Source organism: Kangiella sp., assembly GCF_014762745.1.
Lineage (GTDB): Bacteria > Pseudomonadota > Gammaproteobacteria > Enterobacterales > Kangiellaceae > Kangiella.
This window is the reverse complement of sequence record NZ_JABURJ010000135.1, coordinates 34,967-57,041: the sequence shown is the minus strand read 5'-3', so window position 1 is coordinate 57,041 and position 22,075 is coordinate 34,967. Positions and strand designations below refer to the sequence as shown.

Sequence of the window (22,075 nt, the reverse complement as noted above, 5' to 3'; positions counted from 1 at the left end):
AGAGCAAAGCGTTACTCATACTCGCAAATATTGCTTATATAGTCGTTACTCTTTCAGAACATAAATCTCGCCATCAAAACTGCCCTGAATGGTTAGGTTCTGATTGGTCAGTGCTGCCAGGTAATCCAGTTGTTGGCGTCTGATGATCTGGCCGGGGACTAGCAAGGGTATGCCTGGTGGATAGGGCGTGACTAATCCAGCGCAGATGCGATTTTCAGTTTCTGAAATTGGGATGCATTCACGAGCGCCAAAGAAGGCTTCGTTAGGCAGACAGGCCAGTTCGATAGGTGGCAGGTTGTCCGGTATTTTGGAGCGACGGCTTGAGGTGGTGAGTTTGACGCGGCCGCTGTCTAGTTTTTTCAGTGCATTGTAGAGGCGGATAATTTTCGAGCGTGTGCCGCCTAGTGTTAATAACACAAGAATGGTGCTGTGGGTGTATTTTTCGATCTCCAGCCCAACTTCATCCAATAGGTATTTATGAATGTCTTTGTGTGAGTAAGGCAGTTCGCTGATGTCGATCAGGATCTTTAAAGGATCATGCCCCATATTATCCGATTCAAAATGTGGAAAAATATGTTTGAAGTCTTTGCCATCGAGCACTTTGATTTTATTTAAAGTGGCCATCTGTTGTTTGAATTCTGCGACATGATTGAGTAGCGAATTTAAGATCTTATAACCTTCCATCTCTAGCTGTTTATGGCACACATCAAGCGAGGCAATTAGCTGATATTTAGGTGAGGTGCTGGCGTAGATGCTGAAAATTTCGCGGAAAAAATCTTCATCAAAGTCCGGATCGTTGATATGAATATAGGAAGCCTGTGAGAAAGCCGACACTACTTTGTGCGCAGAGTGGGTGACATAGTCTGCCCCTGCGTTAATCGCTGAGTAATAGCGAAACTGTGGGTGGAACAATGAATAAGCAAACCAGGCCTCATCAATAAAGACTTTGACGTTATGGGCATGGGCTAAATCTACGACCTGCTTTAAATCACTTAACAGACCATCATACGTGCAGCCGGTCAACACCAATAGTTTGGCATCGGGGTTTTGCTTAATCGCCAGCTTCATGTCAGCCAGCGAAGGCGGTGCAAAAATGCCGTATTTCGGATTGAGGATACTGGACAGATAAATCGGCATACTGCCAGATTGTAAAATTCCGTAATGCACAGACTTATGGCAGTTGCGATCGATAATGACCTTGTCACCTTTGCGCAGCAGCGTCTGCAGAATGATTTTGTTCGAGGTGGATGAACCATTGGTGACGAAATAGGTGCGTTTAACTTCAAAGGTTGTTGCCGCAGCCTGTTGGGCGCGACCGATATAATTGGTGCTATCGGACAGTGAGCCCAAGGAGTCTACCGAAACGGAAAGGTCACCGACAAAAACATTGCGGCCATAAAACTGATAAAAGTCGCGGATGTAGGGTGAGTTTCTAAAACTGGCTCCGCCACTGTGCCCTGGTGTGTGCCAGGAATCATTAGATTCGGCTACATAGCGTTTATAGGCTGTCCAGAAAGGCGTTTCACAGCGATCGTCAAAATCATTGATGATATAACCGAGGATGGACTCGGGATCGGATAGGACATCATCCTTGAAAAAGAAGGATTCGATATATTCTGATTCATTAACGATATCGAGCCCTTTGCTATCATCACCTAATACGTAAACCGGCAATTCCAGACGGATAGATTTTAACTCGTCAATGAACTGGGCATAGCGATTAGCAATGGCGTTCTCACGAATCTGCCAGCTAACAATAACTGCCTGGATGTCACCATCGTCACGAATATAGTCGAGGCCTTTTGCAAGCGTGTCGCACTCAATGACCTCCAGGGTTACATCGGTACGCTCAAAGTTATCAATGGTTTTTGACAGGTTATGAGTTAATTCAGAGAGAATGGGTTTGTCGTCTTCAATCAGAAGAATTTTCAGTAATGGCAGCACTATGCATTCCAGCTATTTTATATCTTACAATTAGCATACATAAAAGCGGGGTAAGAAAGCAAAGACAGAAAGCCAATACAGAAAATTAGGCGTTGATCATTCTTCAAGAAGCTTTTCGAAAGTAAGCACACGAATTAACTGTGGGCTAAGGCAAAGTTCAAGCTGCTGTAGCCACTCATAAATCACTTCAAGGGTATTCCAGTCATAGTAGCTATAATCTTGCTCACTTAGGAGACGGAAGCCATCCAGAAACTTGCCTAGAGATTGTTCAAGAATATCATCAGGAATAAAAAGATTAGGATCAGTCAGTGCAAGTCGTGCTGCCGCCTGAGTACTACGTAAAGTTGCAGCTGGAACACCCTTTACTTGCAAGAGTTGCTGCGCAGGCAGCTCTACCAGATCGGCAAGTGACTCGATACCTGACTTTGCCAGAGCCTGAATGAGCTTGGTATCGGAAGAGTTAAGATAACGGATGGGCAGCTTGGATAGGTAGTCGTAAGCGATGATGCTCGGTGTTCCAGACTGAGTGAGCTGTTCGAGAGCTTTCTGGTTAGACTTTTTCTTGGCATCATAAGTAACTTCCAGTTGCCAGCCATCCTGAGCGAGCGGATAACGCTCGGTATCCAGTTGCAGGTTAGTCTGTTCCTGCGAACTTGGGAACTGACCCATACGCACCTTGATGGATGAAATCTCCACCATAGGCGCGTCGTAGTAGGTACTGGTGCTGGCTAAAGCCGTTGTGAGCTCGCCGTGTACCAGATGAACCATATCTTCTAAATCAACACTGGGCATAACGACTACCTGATTGACTTAAAGTTTAGCTCAATTTCACTGTAGATATTAGCAGTGGTGGTTGAGGCCTGAGGATCGCGATTGTTGGCAGGCTTGATGGCAACTTTTATATCTTCCGTAAGTTTGGGTTTAAGTATACCCGCCTTTATGGTTGGATTAGACAGTATACGGCTACGTGCACTGATTGTTTTTGTATCAATGACCGACTTGCGAATGGAATCTTTGAGCTTAATGCGTTTATCGAGCACCGCTTTTTTCGCTTTCGGCTTGGGCTTAGGTTTTTCTGCCCCGCCGTTTGCAGGTGCTGCTTCTTCTTCTGAGTCTTCGCGCTCTACTGAAGTATTGAATGTGAACTTGGCATTGATTTTACCGCTGTCGACGATGATGTTAGAAAAACCATGTTCGATAGCATTGATCATGGCCTGACGTTTTTGCTGAGCAAATGGTCTTGCCGCAGCACGATAAATTTCTAAAACATCAAGTTCGGTAAAACTTCCCTTTTTGGCAGAATCAGTATCAGTAAGATCCAGTCCAAGCTGTTCCAGAATAGCGGGTGACTCAGGGCTACTACCCTTTTTTACTTTATAGGGAGCACCTTCGAAAATAGCGTGCCTGCTGTTATCACTGGTAGTTGGAAAATAAGAGCTTAGCAGGCGATCAATTTGTTCGAGGAAGGTATCGTCCTGTAATAAATTGTCGATAAACAAACCTTCAGGCTGACTAACAAGCTCTTTAATTTCCAGTAATTTTTCCTGTTGCTCCGCTTGTGAAGTGACGACGGCGTCGAATACTTCAGAGATGAGCTTCGCCACAAATTCGGCGAAGCCCATATCAGCGGGCGTCAAAATTTCTTCTGACATAATGCTCTCCCGCTTAGTCTTGATCTAATGGTAGGTAATCAGTTTTAAAGTTCAGATGGACACGACCATAGATTTGTACGCTGCTGCTTGAGCGGTCAATGTCGGTCTTAGTTGCGGTTGAAACTTTAACGCTGTTATAGGATGTTGAAGCAGAGGCTTTAACCCATCCTGATAATAGACCACCAGTTTTGGCTTTAGCTCGGAAGTTAAAGTTCTTGCGGTTGTAATCGGTAGAGCGATTTTGTAGATAGGATGAACCGTAAGTGTTAAAGGTCAGGCGTGTTTCAATTTCACCTTGTTCGATGACTAAGCGAAGCAAACCTTGCTTAACCATTTCTTTGAGCAGGGTATATTTATCAGCAGCAAGGCGATTGGCAACAGCATCAAGTATGGTGTTGAACTTATCTTCGTCCAAGGCACCAGTGGGAAGGTTTTTACCGTTATCTTTAAAGGCATCGTCATCAATTTTGACTGCTTCACCGATTAGGTCTGCATCAGCTTTTGCTAAGGTAGCTCCCGGTCTTACCTTTGGATTACCATCCTTATCAGCGCCTACAACTTTAGATAAGAACTGTAATAGCATATTCCCATCAATATCATCCTTGGTATCATTGATGAATGCCTGCAACGACTTTCCTGTTTCTTTCAACAGTTCAACATAGGCTTCGGTTTGACGTAAGTTGGATGCGATTAATGAGTCAAAAACATCGCTTACCAGTTTGGTGGTGAATTCGGGAAAACCGATTTCGGGTAGGTGGGTTGCCAATTCAACGGCTTCATTGCTTCCAGACATAAAATTTCTCCTTGTCTTTGGTTTTGGTTAGTAAAACTATGTACAGAAAGCCACTTGCTCATCATGAGACTTGTGTCCTTTCTGTATTGGTGTAACCATTTAAAATTCCATTTGCGAGTGATGCTAGTTAATGACTTATACTTTGTCAACAGTTATAGATAGTCAGATTTGCATTGCTAACTCTATGAAAACTGTAAATAAATTCAACGCATGACTTCTGTCGAAAGTCGTTTTATGATGGAAATCAAAGGCGAGAATTTGGTCATAATAAAATAGCTAAGGGATGTGTATTGAAGGCTTGTAAGGCAGTTTTACTATTTACAAAGGCGCTGTTGTTGGTAGCAATGCTAACGATGTATGGTGCTGCTGTATGGGCTGAAGACAAAGTCAAAATTGAAGAAATTAATATTGTCGTCAATCCAATTTTTAGTGAAAAAGAGCGTACAGGCTGGTTGTATGAAACTGCCGACAAACTACACATTGACACCTACCCCTATGTCATCAGTCGATTATTACCTTTCAAGAAAGGCGATAGCATTACTCTGCGAAGCATAGATGAAGCAGAAAGAATTTTGAGGGCGAAATCATTTCTGCGCGATGCCAGAGTGACCTGGAAAGAGTCGGATAGCGGCGATGGAATCATTATTGATGTAAACACTTGGGAAAACTGGACGCTGGTACCAAAGGTGGATGTCAGTCGTAAGGGAGGGATTACCGAATATTCCTATGGTATAGAAGACGATAATTTGTTGGGGCATGGGCTTAGGGCCACCATGCTATATTTTAAAGAGCAGCAACGTAGCGGCTACTCGCTGGTGCTGGCTTCCCAGGTTTCTACAGAACACCATGTTCAGGCTTCGCTGGTTTTGTCTGATACTTCTGATGGAGAACAATATTCCTTAGGATTAAGCAAGCCTTTCTACACACTGGACGACGAATGGGGAGCTGATTTTTACGTCAATACCGAGCGTCGGGATGACACCATCTACAGTAACGATGAAGAGGTTAATGTATTTGAACATAAGATCGACCACTTTGAGGGGGCTTATGGGATATCTGAAGGGCTGGTGAACGATCGGACAGTCCGTTTTCAGTTTGGATATACTCAGCGAAAAGATAGCTTTATGGAAGGGCCATTAACGATTGGGCTACCGGAGGAACGAAACTTTAGCTACCCTTGGTTTGGGGTTGATTATATAGAAGATAATTTTATCAAAACCCGCAACCTGTATTTGATTGGCCGGGTAGAGGATGTTCAGCTCGGCTGGCGCCATAATCTCAGAGTGGGAGTCAATATCGGCAACAGTAAATACCAGAAGGCTGTACACTGGAACTGGTATTCACGCTATACCAATCAAATTAATGAGGAGCATCTTTATACCACCTGGCTTACAAGCGAAGGCGTTGAGCCGGAAAATGGCCTGACTCCAACCTATTATTATTCACTAGGCTATGAATATTTTCATAACGCATCGAGCACTCGAATATGGTACGGCAAGCTGCAATTCTGGGGAGCAGAGAATCCTTTTATTGACAGGCCTATCTCGATTGGGGGCGAGTCCGGTTTACGCGGTTATCCATTGCAATATCAGCATGGCGATCAGGCCTATCTGATTAATCTGGAGAAGCGGTATTACCCGGGGATTAATTTGTTTAAATTGGTCGATGTCGGCTTTGCAGCTTTTACCGACATTGGTCGGGCAAAGGGTGACACCCTCTATCCCAATCAGGAGGAGGGGACGCTGGCGTCAGTAGGCCTGGGTATACGATTATTCTTTTCACGTTCCAGTGGGCGTAATCTGGTCAACATAAATTTTGCCAGGCCGGTTAATTCTGATTATCTCAATGATTGGGATTTCAGTATTACTGCAACCACCAGTTTTTGATCATAAAACCTTCCTGCAACAAAAAGTATGTCCGAAAATCTATTCAGATGTGTGTCTGGAAACATAATTTGGCATACATTCTTTGCACTTTCCCAAAAATGGTACAGTTATTTGATCGTGGAAATGTCTGGTTACATTTACTAACAACGGTATCGTTCTTTTTCGTGTCTGATAAGTAGAAACAAGAAAATTGTTTAGTCACTGAAAAGGAGTATGGATATGAACACTAAAACCCAAAAAACACATGAGTTTGATGTTAAAGATTATGTATTGGATGCCTGCTGGGCAGTCATTGCGGTTTTACTGGTAGGGATGATTATTTTCAGTATAATTTAATATGTTACGGTAACTTCTAGTTGCTTTAGTGGTCTAAGGATTCGAAGTCCCGAGTTACGAACATCTGACACTTTATTTGCCCGTCGAAAGACAAGGAACTGGCTGTGCCACACACTTCGCGATGCTTTAATCTTGTTGACTGGCAGGTCGATCCTGCCCTCAACAGGCTTATGATCGATGAGCAAACTTTTGAGCTGGAACCCAGGGTGATGCAAGTATTAGTCTGCCTGTACGACCATGCGGAGGAGCTGGTTTCAAAGGATGACTTGCTTGGCGAAGTGTGGCATGGCGTTTCCATCACGGACGATGCCATTTACTGTAGCATTTCAAAACTGCGTAAAACATTTCGACAGGTTGAAGAGCATCGTAGCCCACAATTGAAAACCATTACACGCCAGGGTTATATGCTGTGCCTTAATCCGGTTTACAGGGTACTGCACGATAAGGTTAAGGCTAAGGGCCATATCAATGGCGGTCATCAATCCGAACCTACCTATGGCCGACGTCATGATGACAGGCAGCTGACGACTGAAATCAGTGCCAATGGTTATGCTTTTAACACAGCGCACAAAAGTGAAATGACCAAGGATGCAAAACGTCTGGCGACTGCTTCTGAGTTAAAGCCCGTTAACCTGCAAATATTCGTCGCTAAAAAAAATGATGGCTATCATCAGGAGGCGGTTTCTCAGCATAAAAAATTAAAGCTGGTGCTTTTCATTTTATTATCCATCCTCTTGTTGCAGACCATTTTTATCGTATATCTATGACAGCTGGCTGTAATACCTGAACTACTTTTGCGTCATTTGTCTTAAGAAACTCTTAAGAATGTCTGATGAAGCATATGCGACTTGATCTAAGTCATTGCTTCTGAATAGCTTTAAAAGCTCAGAAGCTGAACAGGACTTTAGAGCAATTTTATTGAATACTGAAAGCTCATTGGAAAACAGCGCAAGCAAGGAGAATCCATGAAACCTAAAATAGTTAAGCCAAAACATGAGCATGAGTATGACGCAGAAGATGTCTTTTTAAATGTTTGTCAGGGCGCAGTTGCTGCCTTACTGGTGACCATTCTGGTCTACAACATTTTTATCTAGAGTTTCTCTGATTAGCTGATCAATTAACTGGGTAACCTGTTCAACACTAATCTGTTGCATCAGGTTGTCCCCTTTCAGTCGATAGCCCCAGGGAAGTTCTTCTGCCTTGCAGTTAAGCTGCGAAGTTGCATTGCGGGTATAGGCGTCGGCAACATAGTTCAGATAGAGATAGGGGCCTGTGCGCTTTGGATTGCTGTGGGCATACAGACCAATAACAGGTGTGCCCTGAGTAACCGCCATATGTGCAGGCCCTGAGTCAGGCGCTATAACAAACTGTGCTTTTTTCAGCACCGCCAATAATTGTTTTAAGTTGGTTTGGCCGATTAGATCGATTATTGGGCTTTTGCTATGGCTCAAGATGCTATCACCGAGCGAACGTTCCATCGCGCTTGGCCCTCCGGTCATGACCACTTTGAAACCTTTACCATGACAATAATCAGCCACTTTGGCGTAGCGTGCAGCCAGCCAGTTACGTTCCGCTTTGCTGGCCCCCGGGGAAATCACCATGAAAGGTTCTTGTGGCAATTGATTGTCGGCCCACAATTCTACTTCATGCGGTAGCGGAATGTTCCATAAGGGCTCACTATCGGGCACGTCAATGGCACGGGCAAAATCACGAAAGCCTTCTAAAACATGCATTCCTTTGCTATCAGTAATATGTTCATTCACAAACAGAGAATGAAGTTCTTTGCTGCGCTTTTTTTCAAAGCCGAGTTTGATTTTGGCGGGAATAAAATAGGCGGCAAGATTGGCGCGGAAGGCTAGTTGCATGTGTAACAGAATGTCGTACTGGCGACCTTTCATCGCTTGACGCAATTCAGAATATGCTTTCATGCCCTTGCTTTTGTCGAAGACAATAAACTCAACATCGGGCAAGTTTTTTAACAGTTGCGCTTCGATCTTGCCAATGATCCAGGTAATTAAGGCCTCGGGGTACTGCCTTTGGATGGCCTGCACCGTGGAGACTGCATGACAGACATCGCCGATAGCTGAAAGGCGCAATATGCAGATCGACTGCGGCGATTGAGGGAGCTCTTTTAACACAGTATGGCCTTGAAAATTAGGGACTTGCGACGATTTTAATGTATAGTAGGCGATAAACCAACCATCAGTCCCGCTTACTTTTCTGTGAAAATTGAACAAGTTGACAGAAATCGGTTCCTGGTGACAACCAAGCGCTATCGCGACAAGGTTACCAGCGACTGGTTTGATGCAAAACTATTAGCAGAGCAGGGAGCTATCATTGGACATTCAACCGGACGAAATACCACCTGGTTTTTTCAACAGCAGGACGAGCAGTTCGTGCTGCGAAAATACTTCCGGGGTGGCATTTTATCGAAGTGGGTTGAAGATTCTTATCTATTCATTGGCCTGAAACGAACGCGCGCTTATCGTGAGCTTGCGCTGTTGCGCAAGATGCGTAAGAAGGGCTTGCCGGTGCCCGAACCCGTGGCCCTGATGGTGGATAAAAATGGTTTTACCTATCGCGCTTCAATCATCATCGGACTGATTAAAAATACACAGGACCTTTTCCATGTTTTGCGACAGCGTTCACTTTCCGCTGACGAGTGGCAGGCAGTAGGAGCGTTGATTAAGCAATTTCACGATAAGGGTGTCTATCATTCCGACTTAAACATTCACAACATTCTGTTGGACGATCAGGGTAAGTTCTGGTTGATTGATTTTGATAAAGGACGACTGATTGCTAACAATGGCGCCAAGCTAGAAACTAACCTGGCGCGGCTGCAACGATCCCTGCGAAAGGAGCGTTCAAAATTCTCCGACTTCAACTGGCAGGACAGCGACTGGCAATATCTGCTGCAAGGATATAACGGTTAGGCTGTAAGCAATCAGGCCGACATTAAACCAATCAATAACGCAATGATCAGCATAAAGCTGAAAATGACCATATAAAGCAGGCCAAAGAGTGAGAAGCGCCAGATAGTTGCCCAGTACCCGGTCTGATAGAAATTCTTCTGGGCGAAGAACAGATAAATAAACAGTCCAAAGAAGACGAACCAGCCGAGATGCAACACTTGCAGTTGCGGCAACCAACCGACTAGTTGTACCCAGCCCAGATACAGCAGAATTACCGCAAACATGAAGCTGTGGCTGTGGATCAGCAGGACCAGATGCTCAACGTAGAGTCGCTTTTTGAATAAATAAAACAAGCCCAGTAGCAAGGCAAAAATCGGCAGGGCAAAAAGGACTGTCTGCGGAATCACTTCAATCATGTTCTGAACAATCGACAATCCTAAAGCACTGCGCGCGGCTTTCTGCTTTTCTTCCGGTAAGTAGGAAATGTCGTGGTAGGTGTCGCACAGTTTGTCGATGCGTTCTTCCAATGCCTGGTCGAGCCATTGCGGCCATAACTGAAACATGTCTTTGGCTTCAGATTTACAGTTAAGCGCCATTTCTACCGGGTCGCGCTTTTCCTGCGGAGCAGCCTGCTTCTCAGCATTTTCAAGCGCCTTGAGCACGTTTGGACTGATCAGTTTGTCGTCACCTAGTTCGTTTCTGACTTCAGCCAAGTTCTGCTGCAGTTCCGCCTGTTGCTGCTCTGTCATATCGGTTCCACCAAACTGAACATTGGTGATGTTAAAACCGCCCACCTTGGTCATAATCAGGAAAATGATCGACAGGATTAGGTAAAGCTTGATCGGTGTGACGTAATGGTTTTTGTGATGCGAATTGTTGAAGTAGTCACGTGATAAGGCGCCGGGCTTGACCAGCATGCGCGCGGTCTTAAAGACTTTTGAATCGTAGTTGAGCCAGTCTTCGACGAACTCGACCAGCAGTTCCTTGATGGTTCTTTGTGGGCGAAAGGTCTTCTGCCCACATTGATTGCAATATTTACCAGGTTTTTGGGAGCTGGGCTGACTCACTATGACTTCCTTGCGATGAGGTTTCTACCGGTAGAACGCTTTCTCTAAACTCTATAACATCAAAGTAATGTAGCAAAATTACGATGATAAACAATAAGATAGAAAGGCCGATACGCCAGCTCAGCGCCTTGACCAGCTTTTTACTGGACTCTTCATCACCCTTGCCTAAAAAGAACAGGCCCCTAAAAAGGCTGAATAATATGGCCAGCATCAATATAATAAGTACAATTTTAATCCACATAATTTAATTCTTTGCTTCCAGCCAATCGCTAAGGGACTGGTATTTGTCTAAGTGTCAGTGACGCATTATACGCTGATTGGCCCTGAAAACAGAAGCGTCAGAATACTAAGGGCTTGTTTTGTCAAAACCTTTGTTTCAAATATCGATAGGCGGGCGCCGATTTGCGCCGACCCTGATTCCCACGCTGGCCTTTTTACTGCTGTTGCCCCTGCTGTTGCGGCTTGGGATCTGGCAACTGGATCGTGCCGAGGAAAAACGTGACTTGATAGCTAGCCTGGAAGCTAAATCCAGCGAGCAAAGTATCAGCCTTGAGCGGGCTTTACAGCTGGACAACCCTGATCAGACCAAGGTTACGCTGGCTGGTCAGCCGGTGCCTGATCTCCATTTGGTGGTGGACAATCAAAAGCACGAGGGAAGGCTGGGCTACGAGATTTATGGCTTATGGCAAATTGAGCCAAGCGTTGGCAAATCAGTTCCGGGATATGTATTAGTCAGTCGCGGCTGGCTGCCTCGACAAGATTTTTACCAGAAGGTCCCTACAATCCCTACTTTCGAGGATCAGAAGCTTGAAGGTCAGCTCTATTTTTCCAAGGGGGCCAATCAGATTGTGGCGCAAAATGCCCAGTGGCAGAAGTTCGACGATGCCTGGCTAATCGGCCAGTTTGATCTGGAAACTATTGCAGAAAAAGCAGGCGAAATAGGGTATCATACCGCTCCTTTTGTGGTCAGGCAGCAGGCAGAGCCGAACTCACCCTTCGTCAGGCAGTGGGAGTTGGTGGCTAGTCCTCCGGAAAAGCATATTGCTTATGCCATACAGTGGTTTGGTATGGCTTTGGTTCTGATCATTTTATTTATGGTTTTAAATCTTAAGCGAGAGAGACAAGATGAGTCAGCAAACGGTTGACCCGAAAGTACGCAGCCAAAACCGCAAAGTGGTTTCGGCGTTAGTTCTGGTTTTTGCCGCGCCAGTGATTCTGGCTTATGTGGCGATGCACATGGGATGGTTCCAGGTGGCCACCAAAAATAACGGCACCCTTCTGGATATGCCTTATCCTCATTTTGACCAATTCCAGTGGATTGGTGTGGATGACCAGCCGCTACATTTCAAAGATTTTGAAACTCAGTGGTGGTGGATTTATTTCCCAGATCAGAATACCTGTGATGAAGCCTGTGAGCTGAATATTCACTGGTTGACCCAGACTCATGCCACTCTTGGAAAAGAATCTGAAAAGTTAACCCGTCTGATCGTTTTCCCTGACGATATTATTTATGAAGACAAGGTGCAGGATAGCGAGCAACTGCGGTTGGCTCGTGGCAATGGTCAGCCCACGATAGGCGATGGCGTGCAGCTTGAAACAGGCAAGATTTATTTGATGGATGTGCATGGCAATATTTTCATGCGCTACGAGCCAGTAGCTGATGAGCAGGAAGCGATAATGCGCAGCAAAGGTCTGCGTGATGATGTGCGACGTGCCATTAAGGCCACAGGTTTGTAAGTAGGTACTATCGATGCAAAAGAAAACATTACGTAAGTTTGCGATCTTTGCCAGTATTCTGGCGCTGTGCGTGATTTTATTAGGAGCCTGGACGCGTCTGAGCGATGCTGGGCTTGGCTGTCCGGACTGGCCTGGCTGCTATGGTCACTTCACCGTTCCTCAGGATGCTGACTACATCAAGCAGGCTGAGGTGGAATACAATCAGGTTTTCGAGGCCGATAAAGCCTGGCCTGAAATGATCCACCGCCACTTCGCCAAGGCGATTGGTTTGGTCATTATTATTCTGTTTGTCGGCGCCTGGCGCGGGCGTCGTAAAGATTCAACCATTCCGGTTTTAATTCCCTCCATTTTGCTTCCGCTGGTCATTTTCCAGGGGCTGCTGGGAATGTGGACGGTCACCTTAAAAGTGCATCCTTTTGTCGTGATGCTGCATTTGTTGGGTGGCTTCTCAATTATTTCGCTATTGTTTTTATACATTCTGCAATTAAGACCGAAGATTGTTTCTCTGTCGCAGGTGGTGGCCAAGAAATTCAAAAAGTTGGCAGTGGTCAGTTTCGTTCTGGTGATTATGCAGATTGCTTTGGGCGGCTGGACCGCAGCTAACTATGCGGCGACTGCCTGTACTGAATTACCTTTCTGTAATGATGGCTGGACCCAGAATGTAGATTTCAAGGGCGGTTATGACCTATGGCAAAAAGGTTTTGAGTTCGACGAGTTCAAGGCTCTGGAGCAGGAAAAATTTGAAGCCGACCTGGCTAAAGCTCAGGGTGAACCCTTTATCAATTATGAGGGTGGTGTCTTAAGTCATCAGCAGAAAGTGGCTATTCATGTCAGCCATCGAATTGGCGCCTATATCGTTTTCCTGGTGGTGGGTTTATTGGCCTTCCTGATGATTCGTGAAAAAGACAGCGTTCTGATCCGTCACTTTGGTCGTGCTCTGGCATTAGTGCTCATCGGACAAATGCTGCTGGGCTTTAGCAACATCATATTCGCACTGCCACTTTACGTTGCGGTTGCCCACAATGGCGGTGGCGTTATTTTATTACTCACTCTAATTGCGGTTAACTTTTTGGTCAGTTGGCAGTTTAAACAACCAAAACGAGCGGGAGGCAAGCATGGCTAATTCGAATCAGCAAACCCAGGCAACAGAGGGTGCGCCGAAAAGCCAGGGCCGTCCCATAACATGGCGTGATTATTACGAGCTGACCAAACCGAAGGTGGTTTATCTATTGGTCTTTACTGCCGTCGTCGGCATGTTTCTGGCCAATGATGTCACTCAAAGCTGGTTCCCACCTTTGAATGCGTTGATTTTTGGTACTCTGGGTATTGCCTTTGCATCGGGTGCCGCGGCCGTGGTCAATCACGTGGTAGATGCACGCATCGATACCATGATGGCGCGCACCATGCAGCGCCCGGTTGCTCAGGGGCGGGTCAAGCCTCGCAATGCGGTGATTTTCTCGACCGTACTTGCGGCTGTTGCGATGGCCATGTTGTGGTTTCTGGTCAATCCATTAACCGCCGTATTCACCCTTGGCGGCCTGGTGGGTTATGCCTTTATTTACACCATGTTTTTAAAGCGTGCGACGCCACAGAATATTGTGATTGGTGGTCTGTCTGGCGCGATTCCTCCGTTGCTGGGCTGGACTTCAGTGACCGGTTCGGCTGATCCACATGCCTGGCTACTGGTGCTTATTATCTTCACCTGGACGCCGCCCCATTTCTGGGCGCTATCGATTCATCGTATCGAAGACTATGCCAAAGCAGAAATCCCAATGTTGCCAGTGACGCATGGCGAAGACTTCACCAAAACTTCCATTGTGCTTTATACCGTTCTGTTGATTCTGTCGACCTTACTGCCTTATCTGACTCACATGAGTGGCATCATCTATCTGGTAGGTGCGATAGGCCTTGGACTGTGGTTCCTGTATTACACGGTTGTACTGAAATACCGTGAGCGTGATGGCATTGCCATGAAAACCTTCGGGGTTTCGATTGGTTACCTGACCTTCTTATTCGCATTCTTATTGATCGATCACTATGTCGATCCCTTTATTAATTTTTAACCAGAGCAGAGGCTAATATGCAGAAGAACTCAGCATTTGGCAAAATGATATTCATTCTGACAGCGGTGCTTGCACTCATGGCTGGTGTTATGTCGTACCAACTATTATTTGCACCCAAAGAGATGCAGCTGATTCGCACTTTTGGCGAGCCACGTGCAATCGCCAACTTTGAGGGCAAAACCCACACCGGTGAATCCTTCAATCAGGAAAGCTTTATTGGCAACTGGAGTATCGTCTTTTTTGGCTTTACCACCTGCCCGGATGTGTGCCCAACGGCGATGAGCAATATTAACCAGGTTATGCAAAAACTACCGGAAGATATTGCTAAGTCGACGCAGGTAGTGATGGTCTCGGTGGACCCTGAGCGCGATACTTTAGAGCGATTAAACAAATATGTTCCGGCATTTAACAAAGGCTTTATTGGCGTCAATGCAGGTCTTGAAGAAACCCGTAAACTGACCGAGTCGATTGGCGTTACTTTCTATAAAATTCCTGGCCATGATGATCCTGATAACTATCTGGTAGAACACACGGCGCGCTGGTTTATCATCGATCCTCTTGGCCGCCGTTACGCACTGCTGACTCCAGATGAAGTGTTACCGGGCGAAGATTTAGTTGGAACTGTGGCGAGGGATTATGAAATTTTGAGGGAACAGTCAGAATTCTAATCCCAGACTGGTAGTATTAGGAAAAAGATAAAGTTGCAGGCTAGCTCCAAGATTTCCCCTTAGAGTTAGCCGAGAGAAGAAAAGTTATAGGGCAAACTGGGCAGGACGCCCAATTTAGCCACTTCGAAACAGGACGTTTCGTATTGGCGGCCCGTAATAGCTTTGATGAGCGAGGGAAGTCCGAAGGACCTAACGACTGGGGTGCCTTTCTTTTTGGTTATTTTTTCTTGGGCACGCAAGAAAAAGTGACTCGCCGAGTGGCGAAACCCACACCTACAATTAAATAATCAGCCTGAAGTTTGCCACACAAATCATATGAAACTCTGGACCTATAAAACCTTAAAACAAGATCTAGCCCGTCGGGATCAGCATTCGGCGATTTGGGCTATTGCGTTGCCAATGTTGTTGTCGAATATGACGGTGCCGTTGGTGGGATTGGTGGATTCTGCGGTGATGGGGCATTTGCCGGAGGCGCATTATCTGGCGGCAGTTGGTTTGGGTGCGGCTTTGTTTACGTTTATCGTCTGGACCATGGGTTTTCTGCGGATGATTACGACGGGGTTGGTGGCGCAGGCTTATGGTGCGGAAGATCATGTGGCGATCCGGCAGTGGTTGTTTTTGTCTTCTCTGTTGGGTTTATCGGTGGCGTTGCTGACGCTGTTACTGAACCCTTGGCTGATTGATCTGATTCTGTGGTGGATTGAGGGTTCCACTGAGGTGGAGTTGAGTGTTCTGGCTTATTGGAATACTCGCATCTGGGGCTTGCCGTTTAGTTTGCTCAATGCGGTGATGATTGGCTGGTTTCTGGGTATGCAGACGGCGCGTATTCCTTTCTGGATGCTGCTGATTATTAACCTGCTTAATGTCGTGCTGGATCTTTATTTTGTGCTCGGTCTGGGCATGACTGTTGAGGGTGTAGCGCTGGCCAGCGTGATTGCTGAAGCGGTAGGTTTTGCATTTGGTGCTTATCATGTGGTGCGGCTGCTGGCCAAATATCCTATTGCTAATAAATTTAAACTGGCCTGGTATAAGCTAAAACGATTGCTCAGCTTAAATGGTGATTTACTGATTCGAACCTTGGCGCTGGAACTGGTCTTTTTTACCATTCATGCGCGTGGTGCTGAGCTGGGTGACGAGGTAATGGCAATCAATGCCATACTGCTGAATTTCCTGTTGTTAATTGCTAACGGACTGGATGGTTTTGCCAATGCGGTTGAGGCTTTGGTGGGCAAGGCGGTGGGTCGCAATAGCTGGCGCGATTTTCGTTCGAGCATCAATGTTGGCGGTTTGTGGTCGCTGCTGGTCAGTGTGATTTTCGCTGTGGTGTTCTGGCTATTTATTGAGGAATTTATTGGCCTGATCACGACTATTGATAGTGTCATCGAAGCTTCCGAGCCCTATCATCTGTATATCATTTTTATGGCGCTTGTTTCTGTCTGGAGCTTCTGGCTGGATGGCGTCTTTATTGGTGCCTCGCAAATCAGCGCCATGCGCAACTCGATGCTGATTGCAGTCATTGTCGGGTTTATTCCCCTGTATTTCCTGACTAAAAGTTATGGCAACCATGGCTTGTGGTGGGCTTTCTATGCCTTTATGCTACTGCGAGCACTCAGTTCGGTGCTATTCTTAAAAATCGGTATTCGAGCAGGTGCTTACATTGCGCTGGATAGAGAGCCATTACAGGATAGGATCTAAGGATTATCAATGCAGGTTGCGTTAGTCAGGTTATCCGCGATTGGTGATTGTACGCTGGTATTACCGGTGGTTCGTGCATTATTAAGACAGCAGCCTGAGTTGGAATTGCATTGGATTATCGGCCAAGCGGCTTATTCATTATTAAAGGACTGCAATCATCCCCGGTTACATTTTGTTCCCATCGACAAACCGAAGCGTATTGCTGATTATCGAGCCTTGAAAACGCAGTTGGCTGATATTCAATTTGATGCCGTGTTAGCGATGCAGGCGAGTGCTCGCGCTAATTTAATTTACCCGCTTTTTAACAGCCGCCGAAAGATAGGATTCGATAGAACCCGTGCGCGTGATTGGCAGTGGTTGTTTACTAACGAAAAAATAGCCTTTGCTGATGAGCACCTGCATGACAGCTTTAAGCGTTTTGCAGAGACTTTAATCGGCGAGCCGTTGCAAGTGACTGCTGATGATTGGGTTATTAGTGTTTCAGAGGATAATCAACAGTCTGCTCTTGAATTGAGTTTACCCGAGCAATTTGTAGTCATTAACCCTGCGGCGAGCAAGCTGGAGAGATGCTGGTCAGTAGAGCGTTATGTGCAACTGATTCAAAAGATTAAGCAGCAATTTAATTTACCGGTAATACTAACCGGTGGGCCGGATGAGCTGGATAAGACACTCGCTAAGGAAATTGAAGAGCAGGCAGATGTTATTAACCGTGTTGGCAAAACCAATTTGCAGCAGTTGGCTGCCATCTTGCAGAAGGCCAAAGTATGTATTGCACCAGATACTGGTCCAGCGCATATAGCCAATGGGGTGGGCACTCCGGTGATTGGTTTGTATGCGGTTGCGCCGAGTAAACTATCTGGGCCTTATCTTAATCAGGAATATACCATCGACAAGTTTGAACAGGCAGTAAAGCAGTTTCTGGGCAAGGAGCCGAATCAGATTTCCTGGCGGACGCGGGTGCATAACCGCCAGGCCATGGATCTGATCAGTGTTGATGAGGTTATGGCTAAACTGAGCAGTATCCTGAATAGATGATTCCAGTTAAGGCTTCATCTGATATTGCTCAATAAAAAGCTCACGGCAACGCTGACTGTCTTTTAATAAAGCAATTGCTTCCATCATCTGCTGACGATCTTTTTCGCGCAAAGACTCCTTCACTTCACGGTCAAAAAACTCACAGTTAGTCGGGTTGAGTAAGATAAAAGAGCCATTGGGCAATATCTGAATATTGGTCTGACGAATATCTTTCAAATAAATCCCTTCGTTATGCAGATGGTTGAGCCAGCTACCGAGCAGAATGGCGGTGGGTTCGTGACGATCGGCTGGGATATGGCTTAGACTGACTCCGGGAACTTCAAGGTAACGCAACATGTAGGCATTGCGCTCCTCGCACAGGGTAAATTCCTGTGGAGTGATGGTGTAGAAACCGCGGAAAGTAAACAGAGAGCACTTGTCCAGCATACGCTTGAGTTCCTGGCGCGTAATATCAATGGCCAGACTGGTGCGGCGAGGGAAGATATTCAGCAGTTGTCCGTCGAAGGTGCGTACCAGTTTTGGCAGGCCTTCCTGTCTAGTCAGTGTTTTGCCAGAACTTATGGCACCATCATGTTGCTCTGCACTAATTGCCTTGAGCCTGGGTGGTTTCTGCTTGTAGATGGTGCGCTGGCCCTCGGGCAGGGTTTTAAATCGACGATGAACCCAATAATATTGTTCCGGTGCCTGCATGATACAGGCTTCGAGAATCTTATTGGTCATGGTGCAGTCGATGTCATCCTGGCCGGTAAACTCTACTTCAGGCAGAACTTCGACAATCATTTTGCCCTTCTTGTCCTTGTGGTAACTGACTGGCAGCACAATGGCATTGCCCAGTTTAGTGATGCGCATTGGCGAATTGAGCGTTGCCATGGGATTTCCAAAGAAGGGGGCGAATACGGTCGCCTTGCGACCCATATCCTGATCCGGCATAAACCATAAATTCTTGCCGGATTTCAGCCACTTGCCTATAGAACGGATGTCATTGCGGCCCATGGTCTGAGTGCGGTTATTACGCCCTTTTTGGATATGATAGTCGAGTGCAGGATTCTTGTTAGGTCGATAAAAGGCAGCAAATTCGAGATAGCGCGACATAATGGCGCCAGACAGTTCTAAACTGGTGTTGTGATAACCCAGAAATAAAATGCCGCGTCCGGTGGCCTGAGCTTTTTCGTAATGCTCAAGTCCACGAATCTCATGGTATTTTTCCAGCTTTTTGAAAGGTTTGTACCAGGCCAATGCCAACTCGGCAAAACCTTCGCCCAGTGCCAGAAAGTGAGCCTTGCACATCTTTTGGCGCTCTGCGTAGCTCAGTTCCGAGAAGCAGTAACGCAGATTAGCTTCGACTATAATGCGGCGGCTTTTCACCCGGTAGAGTAAGCGCCCCAGCTGACGGCCACAGGCAATCACAAAAGGATAAGGGAGTTTTGCGAACAGTTTCAGCAGGCCAAAGGCCAGGCCAATGACGAGTGCGGATGTTTTGCTGGGTTTTTTAGCCAAGGGATTCAAATCATTAAAAAATTTTGGTCATTTTACCCGTAAAGGGCTTAATTATAAAACCGCAGATTTTGTAAACCTCTTTTCTCATGTAATACTAGGCTCTTTTTAAAATTCTAACGTCTTAATGAAAAAGCACTTTATTCTACATGGCGCCATGTTTATGGCGCTCGGGGTGGCTCTTGGAGCTATGGGATCTCATGCCCTAAGCTTACCCGCGGACATGCAAAGACTGTTTGAACTTGGGGTTCAATATCAGATTTATCATGCACTTGGCCTGTTAGCCGTGGGGCTAGTTTCGGGCTATCTGGCCAATCGCAGAGGAGAGCTGGCTGGCTGGCTGATGTTTGCCGGTATCATCGGGTTTAGCGGTGGTCTCTACTTTTACGCATTGACGGGCAGTGAGCTGATCCGTAAAGTAATCCCACTCGGCGGAAGTCTACTCATTATAAGCTGGCTAGTCTTTTTCTGGGCCGTCTTTGCCAGCAAGGTTGACAATAATAATCAATAGCCGGAATCAACGAATGGGGTAAGTTGATGGTCAAGGAACAGTTATTACAACATCATCAGGATAATTTCTGGGATTGGTCGTGCGTCTTTTATGAGGCCGCGCAGGTCAAACCCCTATTACTCAAGCTACAGGATAGCTATCAACTCAATGTTAACTATGTGCTTCTGGCCTTATGGGCGGAAGAACAGGGGATAGCTATGGACTCGGTGGTCTGGAAAAAAGTGATCCGCGAGGGGTTACAGGCTTCTCAGGCAGTAGCTGGATTACGTAACAGACGGCGACAGGCCAAACATCTGGGGCAAAAAGAAGAGTATAAAAAGCTTCTGGCACTTGAGCTTAAAGGCGAAAAACTGGTGCAACAACAGGCAGTTAAGAGCTTGTTACCCTTTTGGCCAATCGTGCCGCACTCTGTTGAACCAATGAGTAATTTACGTTTCTATATTCAAACTCAGGCTCAATCGCGAATCGAAGCGGATGAAGCCCTGCTGGAAGCTTCTGAACTAGGAGTAATAGTTCAAAAGTTACAGGTTTAGACCTCGCATTTTGCAGATATCTCCTGCACAATGCCTGTTTTTCAACCACTATTTGGGGAAAATATCAGTGAAACAACTAACTATGAAGAAAACAACTTTAGTTCTAGCGTTAAGCGCTGCATTGGTTGCCTGTGAGCAATCAAGTGATACAAAAAGTGAAACTGCAAAACCAGAAACTGCTCAGCAAGCTGCCGAGTTCAAAGGTGAGTATGATAAAGCTGCTTATGCAATAGGAGTCAATTTCTCCAAGCAGATGGGCCAGAATTTCGAGTCTTTGAAAGAATATGGCATAGAGATTAATCCGCAGATTGTCGCAGATGGCATCAAAGATGGTTTTGCTGGTAATGCTCAGCTAACAGATGAAGAAGTTGATGAGCAGATGGACGCCTTCCAGAACAATCTGAACACTAAGATGGAAGAGCACCAGGCGAAGCTGGAAGCTGAAGCACAAAAAGAAGCAGAAGCTAATCTGGCAGCCGGCGAAGCTTTCCGTGAAGAATATGCACAAAAAGAAGGTGTTCAAACCACCGAGTCAGGCTTGATGTATCGCGTGATCGAGGCAAGCGGTAACGACCAAAGTCCTAAGGCTGAAGATACCGTACGCGTTCATTACCGTGGAACCTTTATCGATGGTAAAGAATTCGATAGTTCTTATGCTCGTAAACAGCCAATCGACTTCCCTTTGCGTGGCGTTATCCCAGGCTGGACTGAAGGCGTTCAGTTGATGAATGTGGGTGATAAATACGAGTTTGTGATTGAGCCTGAGCTTGCTTATGGTGAAATGGATCGCGGTACTATTCCGGGCAATTCAACCCTGGTTTTTGAAATTGAACTACTTGATATCAACCCAACTGAGCCAGTTCAACCTGACGAAGAACCAGCCATCGACGAACAGCTTGAAGAGCAGGTTGAAGAAGCTGCTCAAGAGTTAGAGCAGGCTGCTGAAACGACTCAGGAAACTGTTGAAGAAGCTGCTCAGGAAGTTGAAGAGGAAGTTAAAGAAGCTACGGGCGACGACCAGTAATAAACGGTAGTAAGGGCTATGGCGGAAAAAAGCATTAAAACCTTCAAAGAGTTTTGGCCTTTTTATCTCGGCGAGCATCGCTTGCCGAGTAACCGCCTGCTGCATTATGTCGGCACGACCACATCATTGGTTCTGCTGATTTACCTTATCGCTACTGCCCAGTGGCTATGGTTACCGTTGGTATTAGTGGTTGGCTACGGCCCGGCCTGGATCGGTCACTTCACCATAGAGAAGAACCGTCCAGCCACATTCACCTACCCATTATGGTCACTGATGGCTGATTATAAGATGCTGTTTATGGCTATGACTGGGCAGCTGAAAAAAGAATGGCCTAAGTATTTTTGATAATATTCAGAAGGTTATAGGCACAAAAAAACCAGCTAAATCAGCTGGTTTTTTATTGGGAAGGAATAAATTAGCTTTTAATATTACTGCTTTCCAGCACAGTGACTTTTTCGTCTGATTCCAGCAAGGGGCGCATGGCGTCTAGTAAATCCAAACGCTGTTCTGACTCTGCCCACACCTCCCAGGTCTCAAATGAATCCCAGCATGACATGACGATGACATGATTAGGATTATCTTTAACGTGGAAAATTTCACCGGTTAAGAAACCGGCAGAGTTGCTGGCTTTGTTTTTGGCTTGGCGGATTAGCGCATGGTAGTCGTCTAGCTTACCTTCGCTGATAACTCGCTCGATAATAACTCGGATCATAAGAGCCTCGGTT

The 22,075-nt window shown here is 46.0% G+C and carries 24 protein-coding genes; 15 read left to right on the top strand and 9 right to left on the bottom strand.

Translation table 11 applies throughout. The features are described from left to right. Positions 1–45: 45 nt before the first annotated feature. The 4 genes from HUJ19_RS12035 to HUJ19_RS12020 form a co-directional block, all read right to left on the bottom strand. Complete coding sequence (locus HUJ19_RS12035) at positions 46–1,944, bottom strand: aminotransferase class I/II-fold pyridoxal phosphate-dependent enzyme (RefSeq protein WP_290624443.1); 1,899 nt, start codon at positions 1,942–1,944, stop codon at positions 46–48. Between the two features lie 96 nt (positions 1,945–2,040). Then, positions 2,041–2,736: a helix-hairpin-helix domain-containing protein gene (locus tag HUJ19_RS12030; protein ID WP_290624442.1), complete on the bottom strand. Its 696-nt coding sequence runs from the start codon at positions 2,734–2,736 to the stop codon at positions 2,041–2,043. A gap of 5 nt (positions 2,737–2,741) precedes the next feature. Then, entirely contained in the window at positions 2,742–3,596 is an 855-nt protein-coding gene (locus HUJ19_RS12025; RefSeq protein ID WP_290624441.1) for a hypothetical protein, read from the bottom strand. Positions 3,597–3,609: 13 nt separating this feature from the next. After that, complete coding sequence (locus tag HUJ19_RS12020; protein WP_290624440.1) at positions 3,610–4,389, bottom strand: hypothetical protein; 780 nt, start codon at positions 4,387–4,389, stop codon at positions 3,610–3,612. A gap of 344 nt (positions 4,390–4,733) precedes the next feature. Here HUJ19_RS12020 and HUJ19_RS12015 point away from each other — a divergent pair, with 344 nt between their 5' ends. The 3 genes from HUJ19_RS12015 to HUJ19_RS12005 all read left to right on the top strand — a co-directional run bounded on the left by HUJ19_RS12015 (position 4,734) and on the right by HUJ19_RS12005 (position 7,705). Beyond that, positions 4,734–6,275 (top strand): hypothetical protein, encoded by a 1,542-nt coding sequence (locus HUJ19_RS12015; RefSeq protein WP_290624439.1) that lies wholly within the window; start codon positions 4,734–4,736, stop codon positions 6,273–6,275. Positions 6,276–6,715: 440 nt separating this feature from the next. After that, a complete protein-coding gene (locus tag HUJ19_RS12010; protein WP_290624438.1) occupies positions 6,716–7,378 on the top strand; it encodes a winged helix-turn-helix domain-containing protein in 663 nt (220 codons plus the stop codon). 198 nt (positions 7,379–7,576) lie between these two features. Further along, positions 7,577–7,705 carry a hypothetical protein gene (locus HUJ19_RS12005; RefSeq protein ID WP_290624437.1) on the top strand — a complete coding sequence of 43 codons (129 nt, stop codon included), beginning with the start codon at positions 7,577–7,579 and terminating at the stop codon, positions 7,703–7,705. Here HUJ19_RS12005 and HUJ19_RS12000 read toward each other — a convergent pair. Beyond that, a complete protein-coding gene (locus HUJ19_RS12000) occupies positions 7,667–8,749 on the bottom strand; it encodes a glycosyltransferase family 9 protein (protein ID WP_290624436.1) in 1,083 nt (360 codons plus the stop codon). The two genes, HUJ19_RS12005 and HUJ19_RS12000, sit on opposite strands and share 39 nt — an antisense overlap. Before the next feature lie 84 nt (positions 8,750–8,833). On the opposite strand from HUJ19_RS12000, the gene HUJ19_RS11995 reads away from it, so the two are divergent. Continuing rightward, complete coding sequence (locus HUJ19_RS11995) at positions 8,834–9,544, top strand: 3-deoxy-D-manno-octulosonic acid kinase (RefSeq protein ID WP_290624435.1); 711 nt, start codon at positions 8,834–8,836, stop codon at positions 9,542–9,544. Positions 9,545–9,555: 11 nt separating this feature from the next. On the opposite strand, the gene HUJ19_RS11990 is transcribed toward HUJ19_RS11995, so the two are convergent. Both HUJ19_RS11990 and HUJ19_RS11985 read right to left on the bottom strand, forming a co-directional pair. Continuing rightward, entirely contained in the window at positions 9,556–10,590 is a 1,035-nt protein-coding gene (locus HUJ19_RS11990) for a DUF3667 domain-containing protein (RefSeq protein ID WP_290624434.1), read from the bottom strand. After that, the gene (locus tag HUJ19_RS11985; RefSeq protein ID WP_290624433.1) at positions 10,559–10,831 is read right to left on the bottom strand and encodes a twin transmembrane helix small protein; all 273 of its coding nucleotides are present in this window, start codon (positions 10,829–10,831) and stop codon (positions 10,559–10,561) included. Before HUJ19_RS11985 ends, HUJ19_RS11990 begins: the two co-directional genes overlap by 32 nt. A 118-nt stretch (positions 10,832–10,949) precedes the next feature. Between HUJ19_RS11985 and HUJ19_RS11980 the strand changes: the two genes are divergently transcribed. The 7 genes from HUJ19_RS11980 (at position 10,950) to HUJ19_RS11950 (ending at position 17,788) form a co-directional block, all read left to right on the top strand. After that, the gene (locus HUJ19_RS11980; protein ID WP_290624432.1) at positions 10,950–11,735 is read left to right on the top strand and encodes an SURF1 family protein; all 786 of its coding nucleotides are present in this window, start codon (positions 10,950–10,952) and stop codon (positions 11,733–11,735) included. Beyond that, positions 11,716–12,327 carry a hypothetical protein gene (locus tag HUJ19_RS11975; RefSeq protein ID WP_290624431.1) on the top strand — a complete coding sequence of 204 codons (612 nt, stop codon included), beginning with the start codon at positions 11,716–11,718 and terminating at the stop codon, positions 12,325–12,327. Before HUJ19_RS11980 ends, HUJ19_RS11975 begins: the two co-directional genes overlap by 20 nt. Positions 12,328–12,340: 13 nt before the next feature. Next, the gene (locus HUJ19_RS11970; protein ID WP_290624430.1) at positions 12,341–13,450 is read left to right on the top strand and encodes a heme A synthase; all 1,110 of its coding nucleotides are present in this window, start codon (positions 12,341–12,343) and stop codon (positions 13,448–13,450) included. Next, complete coding sequence (cyoE, locus tag HUJ19_RS11965; protein ID WP_290624429.1) at positions 13,443–14,390, top strand: heme o synthase; 948 nt, start codon at positions 13,443–13,445, stop codon at positions 14,388–14,390. The genes HUJ19_RS11970 and cyoE overlap by 8 nt, the downstream gene beginning before the upstream one ends. Positions 14,391–14,407: 17 nt before the next feature. Beyond that, a complete protein-coding gene (locus HUJ19_RS11960; RefSeq protein ID WP_290624428.1) occupies positions 14,408–15,058 on the top strand; it encodes an SCO family protein in 651 nt (216 codons plus the stop codon). A 315-nt stretch (positions 15,059–15,373) separates the two neighbouring features. Then, positions 15,374–16,753 carry an MATE family efflux transporter gene (locus HUJ19_RS11955; protein WP_290624427.1) on the top strand — a complete coding sequence of 460 codons (1,380 nt, stop codon included), beginning with the start codon at positions 15,374–15,376 and terminating at the stop codon, positions 16,751–16,753. Between the two features lie 9 nt (positions 16,754–16,762). After that, positions 16,763–17,788: a glycosyltransferase family 9 protein gene (locus tag HUJ19_RS11950; protein WP_290624426.1), complete on the top strand. Its 1,026-nt coding sequence runs from the start codon at positions 16,763–16,765 to the stop codon at positions 17,786–17,788. A 6-nt stretch (positions 17,789–17,794) separates the two neighbouring features. Here the strand turns inward: HUJ19_RS11950 and HUJ19_RS11945 are convergent, their stop codons facing one another. Further along, positions 17,795–19,285, bottom strand: a complete 1,491-nt coding sequence (locus tag HUJ19_RS11945) for a lysophospholipid acyltransferase family protein (protein WP_290624425.1) — start codon at positions 19,283–19,285, stop codon at positions 17,795–17,797. 124 nt (positions 19,286–19,409) lie between these two features. Here HUJ19_RS11945 and HUJ19_RS11940 point away from each other — a divergent pair, with 124 nt between their 5' ends. The 4 genes from HUJ19_RS11940 to HUJ19_RS11925 all read left to right on the top strand — a co-directional run bounded on the left by HUJ19_RS11940 (position 19,410) and on the right by HUJ19_RS11925 (position 21,695). After that, positions 19,410–19,793: a DUF423 domain-containing protein gene (locus HUJ19_RS11940; RefSeq protein ID WP_290624424.1), complete on the top strand. Its 384-nt coding sequence runs from the start codon at positions 19,410–19,412 to the stop codon at positions 19,791–19,793. 26 nt (positions 19,794–19,819) lie between these two features. Beyond that, complete coding sequence (locus HUJ19_RS11935; protein WP_290624423.1) at positions 19,820–20,326, top strand: TIGR02444 family protein; 507 nt, start codon at positions 19,820–19,822, stop codon at positions 20,324–20,326. Between the two features lie 67 nt (positions 20,327–20,393). Beyond that, positions 20,394–21,350 (top strand): FKBP-type peptidyl-prolyl cis-trans isomerase, encoded by a 957-nt coding sequence (fkpA, locus tag HUJ19_RS11930; RefSeq protein ID WP_290624422.1) that lies wholly within the window; start codon positions 20,394–20,396, stop codon positions 21,348–21,350. Positions 21,351–21,368: 18 nt separating this feature from the next. Continuing rightward, positions 21,369–21,695 carry a DUF962 domain-containing protein gene (locus HUJ19_RS11925; protein ID WP_290624421.1) on the top strand — a complete coding sequence of 109 codons (327 nt, stop codon included), beginning with the start codon at positions 21,369–21,371 and terminating at the stop codon, positions 21,693–21,695. A gap of 70 nt (positions 21,696–21,765) precedes the next feature. On the opposite strand, the gene HUJ19_RS11920 is transcribed toward HUJ19_RS11925, so the two are convergent. Continuing rightward, a complete protein-coding gene (locus HUJ19_RS11920; protein ID WP_290624420.1) occupies positions 21,766–22,062 on the bottom strand; it encodes an antibiotic biosynthesis monooxygenase in 297 nt (98 codons plus the stop codon). Between the last annotated feature and the right edge of the window lie 13 nt (positions 22,063–22,075).